We start from the raw sequence: 17,881 nt of genomic DNA on the forward strand, positions 1-17,881 counted from the left end.
GCTTATCGGTTGGCGCGATTCATGAAGACGAGCCGCTCGAACAGGTGCATGTCCTGCTCGTTCTTGAGCAAAGCGCCCGCAAGCGGCGGAATGGCCAGTTTGTTGTCGGCGCTGCGAAGCGCTTCCGGGCCGATTTCCTCGGCCATCAGCAACTTGAGCCAGTCGATCAGTTCCGACGTCGACGGCTTTTTCTTCAGGCCCGGGATCTCGCGCACTTCGAAGAACGTCGCCATGGCGGCGTTCACCAGTTCGCGACGGATGTTCGGGAAGTGGACGTCGATGATCGACTGCATCGTCGCCGGTTCAGGGAACTTGATGTAGTGGAAGAAGCAGCGGCGCAGGAAGGCGTCGGGCAGTTCCTTCTCGTTGTTCGACGTGATGATGACGAGCGGACGGTGGCGAGCTTTCACCAGTTCTCGCGTCTCGTAGACGTAGAACTCCATGCGATCCAGTTCACGCAGCAAGTCGTTGGGGAATTCGATGTCGGCCTTGTCGATCTCGTCGATCAGCAACACGACAGGCTGGTCGGCCTCGAACGCTTGCCAGAGCACGCCCTTGACGATGTAGTTGGCGATGTCGCGAACGCGCTCGTCACCCAGTTGCGAATCGCGCAGCCGCGAGACGGCGTCGTATTCGTAGAGCCCCTGCTGCGCCTTGGTAGTCGACTTCACATGCCATTGCAGCAGCGGCATATCGAGTGCTGCGGCCACTTCCTCGGCGAGCATGGTCTTGCCGGTGCCGGGTTCGCCCTTGATGAGCAGCGGTCGTTGCAGCGTGGCCGCCGCATTCACGGCGAGCTTGAGGTCGTCGGTGGCGACGTATTGGGAAGAGCCTTCGAAGCGCATTGTCAGAGCCGTCCGCAAACAGCCGGCCAACCGGCCGGGCAGGGAAAAAGTTCAGTATAAGACATTGCGCATATGGCTCGCTCGCACGTTGAAAATGTGCATTGACATCAATGGCTTGCGAAAAAACTTCGGAGAACTGTGCGGGTCAGCACCGAGTTTGCGCCTCGGAGGGTGTGGGTTACAATCGATTGCTTTTTTCACAGGTCGACCGCCTTGGAGCCGGGACGTCGATCTGCGTGTTGCGGGCCGGTATTCCAACCAAAAACGTTCCCAAGAAGACCATGAAAAAGTTCCTCACGATGATGGCGCTGGCGCTTGGCAGCACGTCGTTCATGTCGGTCAGCGCCCTTCATGCGGCCGAACTCAAGCCTGATATGGAGGCGGCAAAGAGCAAGGTGGCCATGTGCATTGGCTGCCACGGCATTGCCGACTATCGCACCGCGTTCCCCGAGGTGTATCACGTCCCCAAGATCGGCGGACAGAACGCGAAGTACATCGAAAACGCCCTGAAGGAATACGCGAAGGGCGATCGCAAGTTTCAGACGATGCATGGCATCGCAGCCACGTTGACCGAACAGGACATCGTCGACATCGCCGCGTACTACGCGGCGCAGACGGCGTCGACGCCGGTCAATCCCCAGAAGTAAAACGTGCGTGGCTGAGGAGAACACGATGAAGCATTCGATGCATTCGATGGCAAAGGCCGCTGCGGCGGTGTCCCTGGTGCTGGGCGCGACGCTCGCCGCAACGAGCGGCAACGCAGTCGCCGCGGGCAATATCGCCAACGGTAAGGCGCTCGTCGACAAAGGCATGTGCGCCAGTTGCCACGGCGCCAACCTGAACGCGCCGATCACCCCGGAATACCCGAAGCTGGCTGGTCAGTACGCGGATTACGTCTATAACGCGTTGCGTGCGTACCAGAACGAACACAGTCTGGTGTATGGCCGCAGCAACGCCATCATGAAGACGCAGGTCATGTCGAATCCGGCGACGCTCGACAAGGACGGCAAGCCGCGTCCGTTCACGCCGGAGGAGCTGAAGGACATCTCCGCTTACATCGAGTCGCTGCCCGGCGATCTCGTGACGAAAAAGTAAGCATTTCGACGTCTGCACAAAAAAACGACGGTTGCTGTCTGGGCAACCGTCGTTTGCTTTCGTGCTCTCGTTGCGGCGGCTGTGCGATGAGTGCCTGCGGCGCCACGCCGTTTGCGTGCGGCCGCAACCACCGGAGGGCGCTTAGCGCGATGCCTGCTGCTCGATACGCTGGAGGTAGGCGTCCGAGTCGGGCGGCTGACCACTGCGCTGGGCTTCCCACAGTGTCTGCCCCAGACACTCCATGATGCGGTGCTGCGCTTCGTGCGGCGAGTCGAGTCGATTCGTCAGCTTTTCATACGCAGCGCGGATACCGGGCGGTTGATCGATGGAGACCTGCTCGCTGATCGCGAGGTGCATGGACAGATGCAGGAACGGGTTGGTCTGGCCCGCTTCCGGCGAGTAATCGCGGGCGCTGGCGTCTTCGGTATCGGCGAGCGCGTCGTGGTACTCGGGGTGTTCGTTGATCCAGTCGGCGGCAATCGTTTCGAGCGGCGTCAGGATATTGCCGTCACGCTGCTTTTGCCACGTGGTGCAGAAGAATTGCCGGACTTCGTCACGGCTCGGATTGAACATGGGGACTCCGTGGGGTTCTTTTGAGGCGTCTTGCGGCGCGCCTTGCCGTGGCTACAATGGCGAATCCGTTCGCACGATACCGTAAGACGCCGGGCGTGCCTGTGATGGACGGAACGCGCCAATAACGCATGTAAAACACGCCGTATTGTCCCCCAAATCGCGAATCATGTCGCAAAGCCCACGTATCCCCACCGCAAGCGCTGCACCGGACGGCGTTCCCGCCGTGCCTCACACCCCACCGTCTGCGTGGGGCGGCATCGCATTGATCGCCATCTCGGCCTCGGCGTTTGGAGCGATGGCGATTTTTGCGCGCGCGGCCACGGCTTCCGGCGCCGACATGTTCGCCATGCTGCTGTTCCGTTTCTTCGTCGCTGCCATGCTGCTGCTGCTCTGGTGCCGCATGCAGCGGGTCCGCTTTCCGTCGCGTCGACAGTCGTTGCATATCGCGCTGATGGGCGGCATCGGCTATGTCGGCCAATCGCTCTGTTTCTTTGGCGCGTTGCAGTATGCACAGGCGTCGCTCGTTGCATTGCTGCTTTACCTTTACCCGGTATTCGTCACGCTTTTGGCGGCCGTTTTTCTGCATGAGCGCCTGACGCCGGTAAAGCTGGGCGCGCTGGTCCTCTGCTCGCTGGGGACGGCGCTGACCGTTGGCGGCGGTCAGGGGCAGCCGCTGGGCATGGCGCTGGCGGTCGCCGCCGCGCTGATCTATTCGGGATACATCATCGTGGGCGCACGTTTAACGCGGGGTGTTGACGCGCGGGCGACGGCAACGCTTGTTTGTTTCGCAGCAACAGTATCCTTCGGCGTCTTGGCGGCGGTACGCAGCTCGCAGGGACTGCCGTTGCGTTGGCCCGCAGAGCTCGGTGGATGGGCGGCGCTCACCGCGATTGCCGTATGTTCTACGGTCATTGCGATTCTGACTTTCTTCGCCGGTCTGCAACGTCTTGGCGCGGGACGCGCCTCCATGCTCTCGACACTGGAGCCCGTTGTGACGGTGCTGCTCGCGGCCATGCTGCTCGGTGAAACGCTTACGGCGGGACAGTGGGCGGGCGGGGCGCTCATTCTGGCGGGCGTGCTCTGGCTGTCTGCGCGTGGGGCATCGGCAAGCGCTTGATTCCGCGTGCATTTTTGGCGCGCCTGCGCCCACCGGGCGGCAACGGTACAATCGCCTTCGTTCGCTATCCAACACCCGAGGTCATTCGTCATGAGCATCATTGCCAAAGAAGCCATCGCCCAGTTGTTCACCGATGCCCGCACGCACAACGTGTGGCTCGACAAGCCGGTCAGCGACGAGACGCTGCGTGAACTCTACGATCTGGTGAAGTGGGGCCCGACGTCGGCCAACACGACACCCGCCCGGATTGTCTTCGTGAAGAGCCCGGAGGCGAAGGCGAAGCTGATCGAATGCATGGCGCCCGGGAACGTAGACAAGACGCGTACGGCACCCGTGACGGCCATCATTGCGTATGACCTGAAGTTCTACGAGCACTTGCCCAAGTTGTTCCCCAACGGCGCGGAGAAGATGGTGCCGATGTTCTCGGGAGATGCCACCAAGGCAGCAGGGGCAGCCCATATGAACAGCTCGCTTCAGGGCGGCTACTTTATTCTGGCCGCACGCGCGTTGGGTCTGGACTGCGGTCCGATGGCCGGTTTCGACGCTCAGAAGGTCAACGATACGTTCTTTGCTGGCACCGAATGGCGTGTGAACTTCATCTGCAATCTGGGCTACGGCGATCAGGACAAGCTGTTTCCCCGCAATCCGCGTTTGTCGTTCGAAGAGGCAGCGCGCATCATCTGATGCAAGATCGGTGACGCTTCACGGCATCGACTGATGCGTGAGGCGTACAAACAAAACGGGCGGCCCTGGTATCGGGCCGCCCGTCGTTGTTTGTGCTGCCACCCTGCCTGATGTCGGCGAGCGCTAATGGCATGTCACCCTTTCGGCGCAGGCGTTTTCGGTCGGAAGTCGCAGAGCGGTTCGATTGCGCAATGCCAGCACTCCGGCTTGCGGGCCTTGCATACGTAGCGGCCGTGCAAGATGAGCCAGTGATGTGCGTCGTGTTTGAACTCGCGAGGCGTTAAGCGTTCCAGGGCCAGTTCGACGGCCAGCGGGTCTTTGCCGGGTGCCAGTCCCGTGCGGTTGGCGACACGGAAAATATGCGTATCGACGGCAATCGTGTCCTCGCCGAATGCGGTATTCAGTACGACGTTCGCGGTCTTGCGGCCAACCCCCGGCAACGCTTCGAGCGCTTCACGCGATCGTGGAACTTCCCCGCCGTGCTTCTCGAGTAGCAATTGGCAGGTGGCGATGACGTTCTTGGCCTTCGTGCGATACAGTCCGATCGTCTTGATGAAATCGGACACGCCTGCTTCGCCCAGCGCAATCATTTTTGCGGGCGTGTTTGCCACGGCGTAAAGCTTGCGGGTCGCTTTGTTCACCGAGACATCGGTCGCCTGTGCGGAGAGCAGGACCGCGATCAACAACTCGAAGGGCGACGTGTATTCCAATTCCGTCGTCGGAGTGGGATTGAGCTGTTGCAGCGTCTCGAACAGGGCACGGCGTTTGGCGTCGTTCATGGCGGGGGCGCGTGTTGCGTGGCGTTTGTCTCGTTATCGGGGACGGTGCGAAATCCATCGGAGGCCGGTTAGCCGCCCGTTCGAAGCGTCCGGGCTTCGCACTTCTTGCAAATGAGCACTACATCAATCGTTGTCTTTGGCGTTGTCTGTGCCGGGAGTGGCGCCGCTTGCGCCAAGCCCTAGCCGCTTACGCCGGGCTTCCGCTTCGTCGATCTGCGCCTGAACGGCTGCAGACACGTTCTCGGTGTTCTTGGGACCAAGGCCCTCAGCGGCCAGCGCGGCCTTCTTCTGGCGAGCCCGTTCGAGCGCAGCCTGAATGATCGCTTGTTTGCGCGCCGCTGCCGTTGCCGCTTCGTCGGCGGCGGCCGCTGCGCCTGCGGTTCCATCATTCGAAACCGACGATGCCTCCGTGCGCGGTGTCGCGACCTGCGGCTGGACGTTATCGGCGACGGGCGTACTTTGCGGTCCCGGTGCAACGCGCGCAGCGCGTGCCGCGAGACGGGCTTCACGCTGCGCCTTGTCCTTTTGCAGACGCGCCTGATGGGCCTCAAAGTGTGTGCGAGCCTCGTCGGCTTGCGTTTGCGACCAAGCGTCCCATCCGGTGCGCTCGCCGGTCACCGGCACCATGTCGATGCAGTCGACGGGGCAGGGCGGTACGCAGAGATCGCAGCCCGTGCAGCGGTCTTCGATGACCGTATGCATCAATTTTGCCGCGCCGACAATGGCGTCGACCGGGCAGGCCTGAATGCACAAGGTGCAGCCGATGCAGAGCGATTCGTCAATCAGGGCCCGGGGGCGCGGGCGTTCGACGCCGTTCTCCGGATTGAGTGCAATGATGGGACGGCCGAGCAGCTTCGCAAGGCGCTCGACACCTTCGGCCCCGCCCGGCGGGCATTGGTTATAGCTGGCTTGCCCGCTCGCGATAGCGTCGGCGTACGGACGGCAACCTGCGTAACCGCATTTGGTGCATTGCGTCTGGGGCAATAAGGCATCGATGCGCTGAGCGAGCGCGCTGACTTCGGACACGTCTTTTGTGGGGGATTCGGCGGAAACTAGAATTATCCTGCATTTTGCAGAAACACTGAACCGTTGTGCCATAATTCCGCCCGATGAGAACGACCGGCCGATCATGACAACATCAGAAACCAAGATCAAACGTGACCCGGAACGCACCCGCCAGCGCATTCTTGCCGCTGCGATCGAGGAATTTGCGGAACGTGGTTCCAGTGGTGCTCGCGTGGACAGCATCGCACGCCGAGCCGACATCAATGAGCGCATGCTCTATTACTACTTCGGCAACAAGGACCAGCTTTATCTGGCCGTGCTCGAAGAAGTCTATGGCGAATTCAATCGCGCGGAACACGCGCTCAAGCTCGATTTGCTTGCGCCGCTCGACGCCGTAGCCGAACTCGCCCACTTCGTGTGGGATTACTACGCGGATCACCCGGAGCTGATTCAGCTCATCAATAACGAAAATCTGCACGAAGCCAAGTCGATGCGTCAGTCGACGGAAATTCGTCAGCAGGTCTCGCCGATCGTTGAACTGCTCGCGCAGACCCTCAAGCGCGGTCAGGCCAGTGGCGAAATTCGTCAGGGCGTCGATCCGGTCGATCTGTACGTGACGATTTCGGCGATGGGTTATTACGTGATGTCGAATCGACATACGCTTTCCATCGTGATGGGGCGCGATGTCATGAGCGACGAGTCGCGAAAGACGTACTCGTCCTTCAATACGCAGATGCTGCTGGATTCGCTGCGCACGCGATAAGCGGACGGCCGCGATCTGCGGCGTCCGGTGCTAGCACCGATACGAAGGCCGCAAAAGGAAACCGCCGCGAGAGCCCATGCCCTCGCGGCGGTTTTCGTATGTCCGTCGGGATTGCCGAATGACGGTCAGGCGTTCTTCGCGATGAAGTCGCGAATCTGCGGATAGATCACGTTACGCCAGCGACTGCCGGAGAAAATCCCGTAGTGTCCGCACTGTGGCGCGGTGAAATGCGCGCGGCGTTTCGCCGGGATACCGGTGCAAAGCTCGTGCGCAGCTTGCGTTTGCCCGCTACCGGAGATGTCGTCCAGCTCGCCTTCGATAGTGAAGAGCGCCGTGGTCTTGATGTCCTGCGGACGCACACGCTGACCGGCCACATCCCACGTACCACTCGCGAGGCTGAAATCCTGGAACACGGTCTTGATGGTGTCGAGATAGTACTCGGCCGCCATGTCGAGCACTGCGTTGTACTCGTCGTAAAAGCGGCGGTGCGAGTCGGCGTCGTCGCTGTCGCCGCGCATCAGATCCAGATAGAAGTCCCAGTGCGACTTCAGGTGACGATCCGGATTCATGGCAACGAAGCCAGCGTGCTGCAGGAAGCCCGGATACACGAGGCGTCCGGCGCCGGGGTAGTTCGAAGGCACCGCATGAATCACGTGGTTCTCGAACCATTCGTACGGCTTGTTCGTCGCGAGGGAGTTGACCGACGTTGGGCTCTTGCGAGCGTCGATCGGGCCACCCATCATCGTCATGGTCTTGGGCGTCTTCTCGCCGTTCGACGCCATCAGTGAGATCGCGCCGAGCACAGGCACCGTCGGCTGGCAGACCGAAATGACGTGCAGGTTTTCAGCGCCGATGTGGCGGATGAATTCCTGGATGTACGCAACGTAGTCATCCAGATGGAACGACCCCGCATCGAGCGGCACCATACGCGCGTCGACCCAGTCGGTGATGTACACCTTGTGATCCTTAAGCAACGTAGAGACGGTGTCGCGCAGCAAAGTGGCATGGTGACCCGAGAGCGGGGCCACGACCAGCACGACCGGGTCGTCCTTGAGTTGCCCCACGGCGCTCGCGTCGTCCGCATATCGCTTGAAACGCAACAGGCGGCAGAACGGCTTCTCCATCGCGGTCATTTCCACGACCGGGATGTTGTGACCGTCCACTTCGACTGCCTTGATGTTGAATTCGGGCTTTTCGTAGTCCTTGCCAAGCCGGTAGAGCAATTCGTATCCGGCGGCGATGCGGGGCGCGCCCGGCATCATGGCAAGCAGGCTGCCCGGGTTGACGAAAGTCGTCGCCGCCGCCTTTGCCCACGTGGTGAGGGGATTCAGCCACGCACGGTTGTACTCATGAATCTGATACAGCATGTTGTGTGCCCTGAGGCGGATGATGGGGGAATTATGCAACCGTTTATCGCGGGTGTGCAACGCAGCATAACCCTGATATATGGCATTTCTGCATCAGGTCGATAGTCTTAGCTTATTCAGGTCATTGTTATTAACTATCGTTGCTGCGATGCAACAATTCGAGATGCAAAAAAAGCCCGCTGGTGGGCGGGCCTTTCTGTCGCGTCGGCAGCCGCGATCACCGACCGCGGCAAGCCGTCAATCAACGCAGCACTTGCGCGATGGCGGACGCCACGGTGTCGATGTTCTTGTCGTTGAGCGCGGCCACGCAGATACGGCCGGTGCTCACGGCATAGATACCGAACTCTTCGCGCAGACGCTCGACCTGATCGGCCGTCAGGCCGGAGTACGAGAACATGCCGCGTTGCTTGATCACGAACGAGAAGTCACGTTCGACACCGTGGGCACGCAGCTTTTCGACCAGTGCCAGACGCATCGCGCGGATACGTTCACGCATCTCGGCGAGCTCTTCTTCCCACAGGGCGCGCAGTTCGGCGTTGCCCAGCACAGCGGCGACGACCGAGCCGCCGTGCGTCGGCGGGTTCGAATAGTTGGTGCGGATCACGCGCTTGAGCTGCGAGAGCACGCGGGTGGACTCGTCCTTGCTGCCCGTCACGATCGACAGGGCACCAACGCGTTCGCCGTACAGCGAGAACGACTTGGAGAACGAGCTCGAGACGAAGAAGTTCAAGCCGGTGGAGGCGAACAGGCGCACCACGGCGGCGTCGGCGTCGATGCCGTCACCGAAGCCCTGATAGGCGATATCGAGGAACGGCACCAGCTTACGGGCCTTCACGACTTCCACAACTTGCGCCCACTGATCCATCGTCAGATCGACGCCGGTCGGGTTGTGGCAGCAAGCGTGCAGCACGACGATCGTGCCTTCCGGTTCCTTGCCGAGCATGTCCAGCATGCCGGCGATGTTCACGCCGTGCGATTCGGCGTCGTAGTACGGGTACGACACGACGTTAAAGCCAGCCGTCGTGAACAGGGCACGGTGGTTTTCCCAGCTCGGATCGCTGATGGCGACCGTGGCGTTCGGGTTCAGTTGCTTCAGGAAATCGGCGCCGATCTTCAGCGCCCCCGTACCGCCCAGTGCCTGAGCGGTGATCACGCGGCCTTCGGCCAGGACTGGCGATTCCTTGCCGAACAGCATTTCCTGGACGGCCTTGTCGTACGCAGCAATGCCTTCGATCGGCAGATAGCCACGCGGCAGGCCCGCTGCCACGCGTTGTTCTTCCGCTGCCTTCACGGCCTTGAGCAGGGGCAGTTTGCCTTCTGCATTGAAATACACGCCAACACCCAGGTTCACCTTATCGGTGCGGTGATCGGCGTTGTAGGCTTCGTTCAGACCAAGAATGGGGTCGCGCGGGGCGAGTTCGACAGCGGAAAAGAGGGTCATTTCGACGGCTCGAGGCAGGTAGTAGGAAAATGCAGCGGGTCGGCCGCAACTTACGCAGGTTCGGCCCAGCGAGGTATTTTAGCGAAGATTACCCGCGCTTGTGGTAAACACCGGCCCGCTGTGCACGAATTCGTGCCTTTTCGGCACGAAAACTGCCACGCATTGCCAGAATTTGACGAAATCGCCGGGTACGTGACTCGCGCGCGCCTCCCGCGGGCTGCGTCTGCGTTGCTTGCGGTGGCCCGATGGGATGGCTGTCACCCATCGGACTCAGGGAATCGTCCGACGCGCTAAAATGCCGGATTACGTCCCTCATGCTCGCGCCCCCGCCATGACCCCTGCGGCTGACACCGATCTCGACGAAAGCAAGTTCCTGACGTTCCCCGACTCGCCTTATCAGCTCTATTGCCCGTTTCCTGCGGCAGGCGATCAACCCACTGCCATCACCCAGTTGACCGAGGGGATCGACGACGGCCTCGCGTTTCAGACGCTGCTGGGCGTGACCGGCTCGGGCAAGACGTTCACCATGGCGAACGTGATTGCTCGCATGGGACGTCCGGCCATTGTGTTCGCACCGAACAAAACCCTGGCGGCACAGCTGTATTCCGAGTTTCGCGAATTCTTCCCGCGAAATGCGGTGGAGTACTTCGTCTCGTACTACGACTATTACCAGCCGGAAGCATATGTGCCGCAGCGCGATCTGTTCATTGAGAAGGACTCGTCGGTCAATGAGCACATTGAGCAGATGCGGCTGTCGGCGACGAAAAGCCTGCTGGAACGCCGCGATGTAGTGATCGTCGCCACGGTGTCCGCCATCTACGGTATCGGGAATCCGAGCGAGTACCACCAGATGATCCTGACCGTGCGTCAGGGCGACAAGCTGGGGCAGCGAGAGATCATCGCAAGACTGATCGCGATGCAGTACACGCGTAACGAGACGGACTTCGGGCGCGGCACGTTCCGCGTGCGCGGCGACACCATCGATATCTTCCCGGCGGAACACGCCGAGCTGGCGTTGCGCGTGGAGCTATTCGACGACGAAGTCGACTCGCTGCAACTCTTCGACCCGCTCACGGGGCGTGTGCGCCAGAAGGTGCCGCGATTCACGGTGTATCCGTCCTCACATTACGTGACCCCGCGAGAGACGGTGCTCCGAGCGATCGAGACGATTAAGGACGAACTTCGCGAGCGGCTCGACTTCTTCTATAAGGAAGGCAAGCTGGTCGAAGCGCAACGCCTCGAACAGCGTACTCGCTTCGATCTGGAGATGTTGCAGGAGCTGGGGTTCTGCAAGGGCATCGAAAACTACTCCCGACATCTGTCGGGCGCGGCGCCCGGCGAACCGCCGCCCACGCTCGTCGACTATTTGCCTCCAGACGCCTTGATGTTCCTCGACGAGTCCCACGTGCTCATCGGCCAGTTCAACGGCATGTACAACGGCGACCGGGCGCGTAAGGAAAATTTGGTCAATTACGGCTTCCGTCTGCCGTCGGCGCTGGATAACCGTCCGCTGAAGTTTGCCGAGTACGAACGCAAGATGCGTCAGGCGATCTTCGTCTCTGCGACGCCCGCAGATTACGAGGCCAAGCGTACCGGGCAGATTGTGGAGCAGGTGGTGCGTCCGACTGGGCTTATCGATCCGACGATCGATGTGCGTCCGGCCCGTACGCAGGTGGATGACGTGCTCTCGGAAATCAACAAACGCGTGGCGGTGGGTGAGCGTGTCCTCGTGACGACGCTCACGAAGCGAATGGCCGAGCAATTGACTGAGTACTTGTCCGATAACGGCGTGAAGGTCCGTTATCTGCACAGCGATATCGACACCGTTGAACGCGTAGAAATCATCCGAGACCTGCGTTTGGGCGCGTTCGACGTACTCGTCGGTATCAACTTGCTGCGCGAGGGGCTGGATATTCCGGAAGTGTCACTGGTCGCGATTCTGGACGCGGACAAGGAAGGCTTCCTTCGCGCCGAGCGTTCGTTGATTCAGACAATCGGGCGGGCCGCGCGCAACGTGAACGGTACCGCCATCTTGTACGCAGACAAGATGACCGAATCGATGAAGCGGGCGATCAGCGAGACGGAGCGTCGTCGCGCCAAGCAGATGGCGCACAACGAAGCGCACGGGATCGTGCCGCAAGGCGTGAAGAAGCGCATCAAGGACATCATCGACGGTGTCTACGATCCGGAAGGCGCTAAGGCGGAAATGGCAGAGGCCAAAGAGCAGGCGCACTATCAGGACATGTCCGAGAAGCAACTGGCTCGCGAGATCAAGAAGCTCGAAAAGCAGATGCAGGAGCATGCACGCAATCTGGAGTTCGAGAAGGCGGCCAAGGTGCGGGACCAGTTGCTGCACGTCAAGGCGCTGGTGTTCGGTACCGATGGCGCCAGCGAAGCGGAATTGGGGCCGAAGGCCTGAGGCTGATGGCGGCGAGGCACATCAATGCCTCGCCGCCTCCGATGGACTGAATCCAAATGAAGAAAACATCAGTTTTGTTTATCTGCATGGGTAACATCTGCCGTTCCCCGAGTGCCGACGGCATCTTTCGCGACCGACTCGCCAAAGCGGGATTGTCCGATCTCGTCGAGGTCGATTCGGCGGGCACGCACAGTTATCACATCGGTCACGCCCCGGATGAGCGTACGCAGGCGGCAGCCGAGCGGCGCGGCTACGATCTGAGCGCACTGCGGGCGCGTCGCGTCGAAGCGAGCGATTTCGAGCGATTCGAATGGATCGTGGCCATGGACGACGCAAACGTCTCGGAGCTCACGGCACGCAGCCCCGCAGCGTTTCGTCACAAGATCGTCCGGTTGATGGATTTTGCGACGCGTCATGACGCGACCGAAGTGCCCGATCCCTATTACGGCGGCGCACAAGGGTTCGAGACGGTGCTCGACTATATTGAAGACGGTCTGGATGGCCTGCTCGTGCGTTTGAGACAGGCCGACTGATCGGTTGTCGGCGCGCGCATCCTCGTGGGGAGACGGCGTATGTGTTGCGATCGGTGACGAGATCGCTTCGCGAGTTGTCCCAACAAGGCTATCATTCGGCCCTCTTTGACGGGATGAGGCCGGGCAGTGCGATTTGTCGTACGCCAGAAGTGCCGGTGACTCCCGTGTCCCTTCTGTTTCTGTCGCTGAATCTGTAGCTGACTACGCACTTTCCGATCCATGTTCAATTCGCTCACTTTGTACTGGCGCAAGTGGCGCGCCTCGCGCCATGCAGGTCATCAACTCGACGAACTGCTCGCGCACGCGGATCCCGCAGCGCCGCTGGCCGTACGCAATCAATGGTTGATCGAGTTGGCGCATTGGGTGCAAAAGCGCGGCGCGATTGTCAACGAAGTGCGCGGGGAGGGGGAGGCCGCTCGATACCGGCCGCATACGCGCCTACGCTATTTGCTGCAAATGCTGGAGCGTAATCCGCAGTGGCGGCTGTCGGTCGCGCGCACGCTGCGTAGCGTCATCAACGAAAGCGATGCCATTTCGCTACTCTGCGACACCGGCATGCCGGTGCGGCCCGGCTTTTGGGGCGCGCTGGCCGAGCGCATCGAAAAGGCGCTGATTCCGCCGCCGCCTACGCGACGGGACCTCTCGGCGTTGTGTTCTCTGATGTTTCCCGATGGGGACGCTGCCGACTGGATCGCTGCCATGCCCGCCGAGTTGCTGGGCGATCTGATTGCGCTGCTTCATCACGGCGAGGCGGACGACGCCGACGTGGACTGGAATCCGTTCGCCGAGGATCTGCTTGCCGCGATGCATCACCTTGTCGACCAGATCGCGTCGACGGGACTCTCACAGGCCGTCCGCTCGCGTCTTACGTATTCCCGCGTCACCGATTCGCCGTTTTATCGGCTCGGGCGCGCGATGCAGGCGCTTGAGGATGCCGGTCAGGAATTCGCGCACGGCGCGCCGCCGTCGCAATTGTTCGTGCAGCAGATCAACGTATTTCGCGCACTGCTGGACGATTGTGGCCGTGCAGTGCGTGACGTATATGCGCACCTCGACGAAAACGGTGTCAGCGTCGATATCGTGTTTCAGGTCGAGCGTGCGAAGGCACGGATTCGTCGTCTCGAACGTTTGCTGGAGGCGTGGCTGACCTACGGGGATCGCGGCGATAGGGCTACAGCGCGCGTGCGGTTGCTCGCCGACCTGGTGAGGGCCAATCGTGCGAGCCAGAGCGTGGGCGAACTGGCGCGAACGTCGTTTGGCTTGCTGGCGCGCAAGGTCGTCGAACGCAGTGCGGAGACCGGCGAGCATTACATCGCGCGCAATCGCAGCGAGTATTTCTCGATGCTGAAGATGGCCTGTGGCGGCGGATTGGTGACGGTCGTGACCGTCTATATCAAGTTCATGATTGCCGGGGCCCACTTTCCGACGGTGGTGGAGGGGTTCTTTGCCGGGGCCAACTATGCGTTGTGTTTCCTGTTCATGCACTTCTGCCACTTCACGCTGGCTACCAAGCAACCGGCTATGACGGCACCGGCCATCGCAAGCAAGCTCGATGATGTCGATACGCCAGCGGGGATGGATGCTTTCGTCGGTGAGGTGATCGCTCTGGTGCGTACCCAGGCGGCAGCGATCTTCGGCAATCTGACGATGGTTTTCCCGTTCTGCCTGTTGGTGCAGTGGGCGGTGTCGGCGGCGCTTGGTGCAAACACCATCTCACCGGAAAAAGCGCACGCGACGCTGAATTCGTTTTCGATTCTCGGTGTAACGCCGTTCTTTGCGGCGCTGACCGGCGTGTTGCTGTGGTGCTCCAGCCTGATTTCCGGCTGGGCGGACAACTGGTTCGCCTTGCATGGCATTGGCGACGTCCTTGCATACAACCGCCGTCTGCGTTTCGTTTTTGGACGTCAGGGCGCTGCGCGGCTCGCCGACTGGTGTCGACGCCACATCGCGCCGGTGCTGGGCAATCTCATGCTCGGCTTCATGCTGGGACTCGTGCCGGCCGTGCTGACGGCATTTGCTTTGCCGTTCGAGGTCCGCCACGTGACCCTGTCGACCGGGGCGATCGCGACTTCGATCGGCGTGTTGGGTGGTTCTGTGCTCCACGATCCGGCGCTGTGGCTGGCGTTCGCCGGTGTGGCTGCCATGGGGCTGCTCAACGTCGGTGTCAGTTTTGCGTTAGCATTTCACATGGCGCTTCGATCGCGTCCACTGCGATTTGGCGACCGTCGGCAAATTCACCGCGCCATCTGGCGCGCCGTGCTGCGCAATCCCTTGGTGCTGCTGTTTCCTCTGGGCTTGCCCCGGCCGGAAGCTCGTCCCGAAAAATAAGAAATTTCACAAGTGGACGAGGGAACTTCCGCAAAAAATGGGCCAGAAGTACTTGACTAAATTCGTAGGGAATTTATACTTGACGAAAATAGTCGAGATTAATCCCCTGCATCATCATGAGACTTACCACGAAAGGCCGTTTCGCCGTCACGGCGATGATCGACCTGGCCATGCGCCAGGACGCGGGTCCCGTGACGCTTGCGGGCATTAGTCAGCGTCAGCGAATTTCGCTCTCCTATCTGGAGCAACTGTTCGGAAAGCTTCGCCGCCACGAAATCGTGGAGAGCGTGCGCGGTCCGGGCGGCGGTTACAGTCTTGCGCGACGCGCAGAAGAGGTGACGGTCGCCGACATCATCATTGCGGTCGACGAACCGCTCGACGCCACACAGTGCGGCAGCAAAGGCAATTGCGAGAAGGGCCAGGACGGCCATCGCGGCCACTGCATGACGCACGAGCTGTGGGCGACGCTCAACCAGAAGATGGTTGAGTATCTCGATTCCGTTTCCCTGCGTGACCTCGTCGAGCAGCAGCGCAGCAAGCAGGCCCAACAGGCTGTGCTGCGCGACACGCGCGAGTCTGGCAACAACAACCAGACGATGACGACGCGTATCCCCAATTCGGTCTTTGATATGGCCCGTTCATAACAGGCGCCACGGCACGATCCTGGAGCACCCCATGAAAAACGACACCCTCAACCTCCCCATCTACATGGATTACAGCGCCACGACGCCGATTGACCCGCGTGTCGTGGACAAGATGTTGCCTTTTCTGCGCGAGCAGTTCGGCAACCCGGCATCGCGCAGCCACTCGTTCGGCTGGGCCGCGGAGCAGGCGGTGGAAGAGGCACGTGAGGAAGTCGCCAAGCTGGTGAATGCCGATCCGCGCGAAATCGTGTGGACGTCAGGCGCGACCGAGTCGAATAACCTCGCCATCAAGGGCGCGGCGCACTTCTATCAAGGCAAGGGCAAGCACCTCATCACCGTGAAGACCGAGCACAAGGCCGTGCTCGATACGATGCGTGAGCTGGAGCGCGAAGGCTTCGAAGTGACGTATCTCGACGTCAAGGACGATGGCCTGCTGGATCTGGAAGTCTTCAAGGCAGCGCTGCGTCCGGACACGATTCTCGTGTCGATCATGGCCGTGAACAACGAGATCGGTGTGATTCAGGACATCGCTACGCTCGGCGAGATCTGCCGTGAGAAGGGCATCATTTTCCACGTTGACGCTGCGCAGGCAACCGGCAAGATGCCGATCGATCTCGCGGCACTGAAGGTCGACCTGATGTCGTTCTCGGCGCACAAGACGTACGGCCCGAAGGGTATCGGTGCGTTGTACGTGCGTCGCAAGCCCCGCGTGCGTATCGAAGCACAGATTCACGGTGGCGGTCATGAACGCGGTATGCGTTCGGGTACGCTCGCTACGCACCAGATCGTCGGCATGGGCGAGGCGTTCCGTCTGGCCCGTGAAGAGATGGCCGTCGAGAACGAGCGCGTGCGCATGCTGCGCGACCGTCTGCTGAAGGGCTTGACGGAGATGGAAGAAGTGTATGTGAACGGCGACATGGAACAACGTGTCCCGCACAACCTGAACATCAGCTTCAATTTTGTCGAAGGCGAGTCGCTGATCATGGCGATCAAGGATGTGGCGGTGTCGTCGGGTTCGGCGTGCACGTCGGCCTCGCTCGAGCCTTCGTACGTACTGCGCGCTCTGGGCCGCAACGACGAACTGGCGCACAGCTCGATTCGCTTCACGGTGGGTCGTTTCACGACCGAGCAGGAAGTCGACTATGTGGTCGAACTGCTCAAGAGCAAGATCGGCAAGCTGCGCGATCTGTCGCCGCTGTGGGAAATGTACAAGGACGGGGTCGATCTCAATTCGATCCAATGGGCCGCACACTGAGTATTCAAGGAGTTAGCCATGTCGTACAGCAAGGAAGTTCTGGATCACTACGAAAACCCGCGTAACGTCGGTTCGTTCGAGAAGGGCGACGACGCCGTTGGTACGGGCATGGTCGGCGCACCGGCCTGCGGCGACGTGATGAAGCTGCAGATCCGCGTGAACGAAGCCGGCGTGATCGAAGACGCCAAGTTCAAGACCTACGGCTGCGGATCGGCGATTGCGTCGTCGTCGCTGGTGACAGAGTGGGTCAAGGGCAAGACGCTGGATCAGGCGCTCGAAATCAAGAACACCGAAATCGCGCAAGAACTGGCCCTGCCGCCGGTGAAGATTCACTGCTCGATTCTGGCGGAAGACGCCATTAAGGCGGCCGTGGCCGACTACAAGCAGAAGCACGGCCAGTCGGCCGATGCGGCCCAGGCTGCGTAAGCGGCGCGACGAATAAGGAATCAGGCAAGATGGCCGTTACATTGACCGAGAAGGCCGCGCAGCACGTTACGCGTTATCTGACGCGGCGCGGCAAGGGCGTGGGCCTGCGGCTGGGCGTGAAGACGACCGGCTGCTCGGGCCTGGCCTACAAGCTGGAGTACGCCGACGACGTGGCGGGCGAGGACACGGTCTTCGAAAGCCACGGCGTGAAGGTGATCGTCGATCCGAAGAGTCTGCCGTACATCGACGGCACCGAGCTGGACTTCGCGCGCGAAGGCCTGAACGAAGGATTCCGCTTCAACAATCCGAACGTCAAGGACGAGTGCGGCTGCGGTGAGTCGTTCCGCGTCTGACGCTGCACCGCTGCGCGAGATCATCGGTTTTCGGCAAGACGACGAAGGCCAGTGGGTCGCGCGACTGGCATGCGGGCATGGGCAACATGTCCGGCATCTCCCTCCGTGGCAGATCCGGACATGGACGCAAAGCCCGGAAGGCCGCGAAGCGATGCTGGGCAGCGAGTTGCCGTGCCGCAAATGCGAGCGCGGCGAGCCGGTCGACGAATGAAGCAGGGGTCGGTCTGGCGAGCTGGGCGTAGTAGCGTAGGCAA

The 17,881-nt window shown here is 61.0% G+C and carries 19 protein-coding genes; 13 read left to right on the plus strand and 6 right to left on the minus strand.

Translation table 11 applies throughout. The annotated features are described in order from the left end of the window. Positions 1 to 2 precede the first annotated feature (2 nt). Positions 3 to 845 (minus strand): AAA family ATPase, encoded by an 843-nt coding sequence (locus PAN31117_RS23640; protein WP_046291474.1) that lies wholly within the window; start codon positions 843 to 845, stop codon positions 3 to 5. Between the two features lie 332 nt (positions 846 to 1,177). Between PAN31117_RS23640 and PAN31117_RS23645 the strand changes: the two genes are divergently transcribed. Both PAN31117_RS23645 and PAN31117_RS23650 read left to right on the plus strand, forming a co-directional pair. Continuing rightward, entirely contained in the window at positions 1,178 to 1,492 is a 315-nt protein-coding gene (locus PAN31117_RS23645; RefSeq protein WP_370855785.1) for a c-type cytochrome, read from the plus strand. A gap of 46 nt (positions 1,493 to 1,538) precedes the next feature. Further along, entirely contained in the window at positions 1,539 to 1,940 is a 402-nt protein-coding gene (locus PAN31117_RS23650) for a c-type cytochrome (protein ID WP_150740400.1), read from the plus strand. A gap of 141 nt (positions 1,941 to 2,081) precedes the next feature. Here PAN31117_RS23650 and PAN31117_RS23655 read toward each other — a convergent pair whose 3' ends face one another. Further along, complete coding sequence (locus PAN31117_RS23655; RefSeq protein ID WP_039399351.1) at positions 2,082 to 2,513, minus strand: DUF1841 family protein; 432 nt, start codon at positions 2,511 to 2,513, stop codon at positions 2,082 to 2,084. A gap of 166 nt (positions 2,514 to 2,679) precedes the next feature. Here PAN31117_RS23655 and PAN31117_RS23660 point away from each other — a divergent pair, with 166 nt between their 5' ends. Together PAN31117_RS23660 and PAN31117_RS23665 are read left to right on the plus strand one after the other, a co-directional pair. After that, positions 2,680 to 3,630, plus strand: coding sequence for a DMT family transporter (locus tag PAN31117_RS23660; RefSeq protein WP_150740364.1), 951 nt, complete (start codon positions 2,680 to 2,682; stop codon positions 3,628 to 3,630). A 90-nt stretch (positions 3,631 to 3,720) separates the two neighbouring features. Continuing rightward, the gene (locus PAN31117_RS23665) at positions 3,721 to 4,314 is read left to right on the plus strand and encodes a malonic semialdehyde reductase (RefSeq protein WP_150740365.1); all 594 of its coding nucleotides are present in this window, start codon (positions 3,721 to 3,723) and stop codon (positions 4,312 to 4,314) included. 134 nt (positions 4,315 to 4,448) lie between these two features. Here PAN31117_RS23665 and nth read toward each other — a convergent pair whose 3' ends face one another. After that, entirely contained in the window at positions 4,449 to 5,093 is a 645-nt protein-coding gene (gene nth, locus PAN31117_RS23670) for an endonuclease III (protein ID WP_150740366.1), read from the minus strand. Positions 5,094 to 5,216: 123 nt separating this feature from the next. Next, a complete protein-coding gene (gene rsxB / locus PAN31117_RS23675) occupies positions 5,217 to 6,119 on the minus strand; it encodes an electron transport complex subunit RsxB (protein ID WP_150740367.1) in 903 nt (300 codons plus the stop codon). A gap of 103 nt (positions 6,120 to 6,222) precedes the next feature. On the opposite strand from rsxB, the gene PAN31117_RS23680 reads away from it, so the two are divergent. Next, positions 6,223 to 6,861 carry a TetR/AcrR family transcriptional regulator gene (locus PAN31117_RS23680; RefSeq protein WP_039399343.1) on the plus strand — a complete coding sequence of 213 codons (639 nt, stop codon included), beginning with the start codon at positions 6,223 to 6,225 and terminating at the stop codon, positions 6,859 to 6,861. A gap of 125 nt (positions 6,862 to 6,986) precedes the next feature. Here PAN31117_RS23680 and PAN31117_RS23685 read toward each other — a convergent pair whose 3' ends face one another. After that, on the minus strand, positions 6,987 to 8,228 hold the full coding sequence (locus tag PAN31117_RS23685) for a polyhydroxyalkanoate depolymerase (protein ID WP_150740368.1): 1,242 nt from the start codon (positions 8,226 to 8,228) through the stop codon (positions 6,987 to 6,989). A 241-nt stretch (positions 8,229 to 8,469) separates the two neighbouring features. Continuing rightward, the gene (locus PAN31117_RS23690; protein ID WP_046291481.1) at positions 8,470 to 9,669 is read right to left on the minus strand and encodes an amino acid aminotransferase; all 1,200 of its coding nucleotides are present in this window, start codon (positions 9,667 to 9,669) and stop codon (positions 8,470 to 8,472) included. A 331-nt stretch (positions 9,670 to 10,000) separates the two neighbouring features. Here PAN31117_RS23690 and uvrB point away from each other — a divergent pair, with 331 nt between their 5' ends. The 8 genes from uvrB to PAN31117_RS23730 all read left to right on the plus strand — a co-directional run bounded on the left by uvrB (position 10,001) and on the right by PAN31117_RS23730 (position 17,838). After that, the gene (uvrB, locus tag PAN31117_RS23695) at positions 10,001 to 12,088 is read left to right on the plus strand and encodes an excinuclease ABC subunit UvrB (RefSeq protein WP_150740369.1); all 2,088 of its coding nucleotides are present in this window, start codon (positions 10,001 to 10,003) and stop codon (positions 12,086 to 12,088) included. 56 nt (positions 12,089 to 12,144) lie between these two features. Further along, a complete protein-coding gene (locus tag PAN31117_RS23700) occupies positions 12,145 to 12,621 on the plus strand; it encodes a low molecular weight protein-tyrosine-phosphatase (RefSeq protein ID WP_174991093.1) in 477 nt (158 codons plus the stop codon). A gap of 219 nt (positions 12,622 to 12,840) precedes the next feature. Beyond that, positions 12,841 to 14,949 (plus strand): site-specific recombinase, encoded by a 2,109-nt coding sequence (locus PAN31117_RS23705; protein ID WP_150740370.1) that lies wholly within the window; start codon positions 12,841 to 12,843, stop codon positions 14,947 to 14,949. A gap of 116 nt (positions 14,950 to 15,065) precedes the next feature. Continuing rightward, positions 15,066 to 15,593 carry a Fe-S cluster assembly transcriptional regulator IscR gene (iscR, locus tag PAN31117_RS23710; protein ID WP_039399331.1) on the plus strand — a complete coding sequence of 176 codons (528 nt, stop codon included), beginning with the start codon at positions 15,066 to 15,068 and terminating at the stop codon, positions 15,591 to 15,593. A 31-nt stretch (positions 15,594 to 15,624) separates the two neighbouring features. Further along, positions 15,625 to 16,848, plus strand: coding sequence for an IscS subfamily cysteine desulfurase (locus PAN31117_RS23715; RefSeq protein WP_150740371.1), 1,224 nt, complete (start codon positions 15,625 to 15,627; stop codon positions 16,846 to 16,848). Positions 16,849 to 16,866: 18 nt separating this feature from the next. Then, positions 16,867 to 17,274: a Fe-S cluster assembly scaffold IscU gene (iscU, locus tag PAN31117_RS23720; protein ID WP_039399327.1), complete on the plus strand. Its 408-nt coding sequence runs from the start codon at positions 16,867 to 16,869 to the stop codon at positions 17,272 to 17,274. A gap of 29 nt (positions 17,275 to 17,303) precedes the next feature. Then, complete coding sequence (gene iscA, locus PAN31117_RS23725; RefSeq protein ID WP_039399326.1) at positions 17,304 to 17,627, plus strand: iron-sulfur cluster assembly protein IscA; 324 nt, start codon at positions 17,304 to 17,306, stop codon at positions 17,625 to 17,627. Then, the gene (locus PAN31117_RS23730) at positions 17,608 to 17,838 is read left to right on the plus strand and encodes a DUF3565 domain-containing protein (RefSeq protein ID WP_174991094.1); all 231 of its coding nucleotides are present in this window, start codon (positions 17,608 to 17,610) and stop codon (positions 17,836 to 17,838) included. Before iscA ends, PAN31117_RS23730 begins: the two co-directional genes overlap by 20 nt. The last annotated feature ends 43 nt before the right edge of the window (positions 17,839 to 17,881 follow it).

It is taken from the genome of Pandoraea anapnoica, from assembly GCF_902459765.1.
GTDB classification, from domain to species: domain Bacteria; phylum Pseudomonadota; class Gammaproteobacteria; order Burkholderiales; family Burkholderiaceae; genus Pandoraea; species Pandoraea anapnoica.

Bases quoted from the DNA above. Each gene is read 5' to 3' on its own strand.
- PAN31117_RS23690 (WP_046291481.1), bottom strand. From the start codon at position 9,669: ATGACCCTCTTTTCCGCTGTCGAACTCGCCCCGCGCGACCCCATTCTT.
- PAN31117_RS23715 (WP_150740371.1), top strand. From the start codon at position 15,625: ATGAAAAACGACACCCTCAACCTCCCCATCTACATGGATTACAGCGCC.
- PAN31117_RS23680 (WP_039399343.1), top strand. From the start codon at position 6,223: ATGACAACATCAGAAACCAAGATCAAACGTGACCCGGAACGCACCCGC.
- PAN31117_RS23665 (WP_150740365.1), top strand. From the start codon at position 3,721: ATGAGCATCATTGCCAAAGAAGCCATCGCCCAGTTGTTCACCGATGCC.
- PAN31117_RS23640 (WP_046291474.1), bottom strand. From the start codon at position 845: ATGCGCTTCGAAGGCTCTTCCCAATACGTCGCCACCGACGACCTCAAG.
- PAN31117_RS23655 (WP_039399351.1), bottom strand. From the start codon at position 2,513: ATGTTCAATCCGAGCCGTGACGAAGTCCGGCAATTCTTCTGCACCACG.
- PAN31117_RS23645 (WP_370855785.1), top strand. From the start codon at position 1,178: ATGTCGGTCAGCGCCCTTCATGCGGCCGAACTCAAGCCTGATATGGAG.
- PAN31117_RS23700 (WP_174991093.1), top strand. From the start codon at position 12,145: ATGAAGAAAACATCAGTTTTGTTTATCTGCATGGGTAACATCTGCCGT.
- PAN31117_RS23685 (WP_150740368.1), bottom strand. From the start codon at position 8,228: ATGCTGTATCAGATTCATGAGTACAACCGTGCGTGGCTGAATCCCCTC.
- uvrB (WP_150740369.1), top strand. From the start codon at position 10,001: ATGACCCCTGCGGCTGACACCGATCTCGACGAAAGCAAGTTCCTGACG.
- iscA (WP_039399326.1), top strand. From the start codon at position 17,304: ATGGCCGTTACATTGACCGAGAAGGCCGCGCAGCACGTTACGCGTTAT.
- iscU (WP_039399327.1), top strand. From the start codon at position 16,867: ATGTCGTACAGCAAGGAAGTTCTGGATCACTACGAAAACCCGCGTAAC.
- nth (WP_150740366.1), bottom strand. From the start codon at position 5,093: ATGAACGACGCCAAACGCCGTGCCCTGTTCGAGACGCTGCAACAGCTC.
- iscR (WP_039399331.1), top strand. From the start codon at position 15,066: ATGAGACTTACCACGAAAGGCCGTTTCGCCGTCACGGCGATGATCGAC.
- PAN31117_RS23660 (WP_150740364.1), top strand. From the start codon at position 2,680: ATGTCGCAAAGCCCACGTATCCCCACCGCAAGCGCTGCACCGGACGGC.
- PAN31117_RS23705 (WP_150740370.1), top strand. From the start codon at position 12,841: ATGTTCAATTCGCTCACTTTGTACTGGCGCAAGTGGCGCGCCTCGCGC.
- PAN31117_RS23650 (WP_150740400.1), top strand. From the start codon at position 1,539: ATGGCAAAGGCCGCTGCGGCGGTGTCCCTGGTGCTGGGCGCGACGCTC.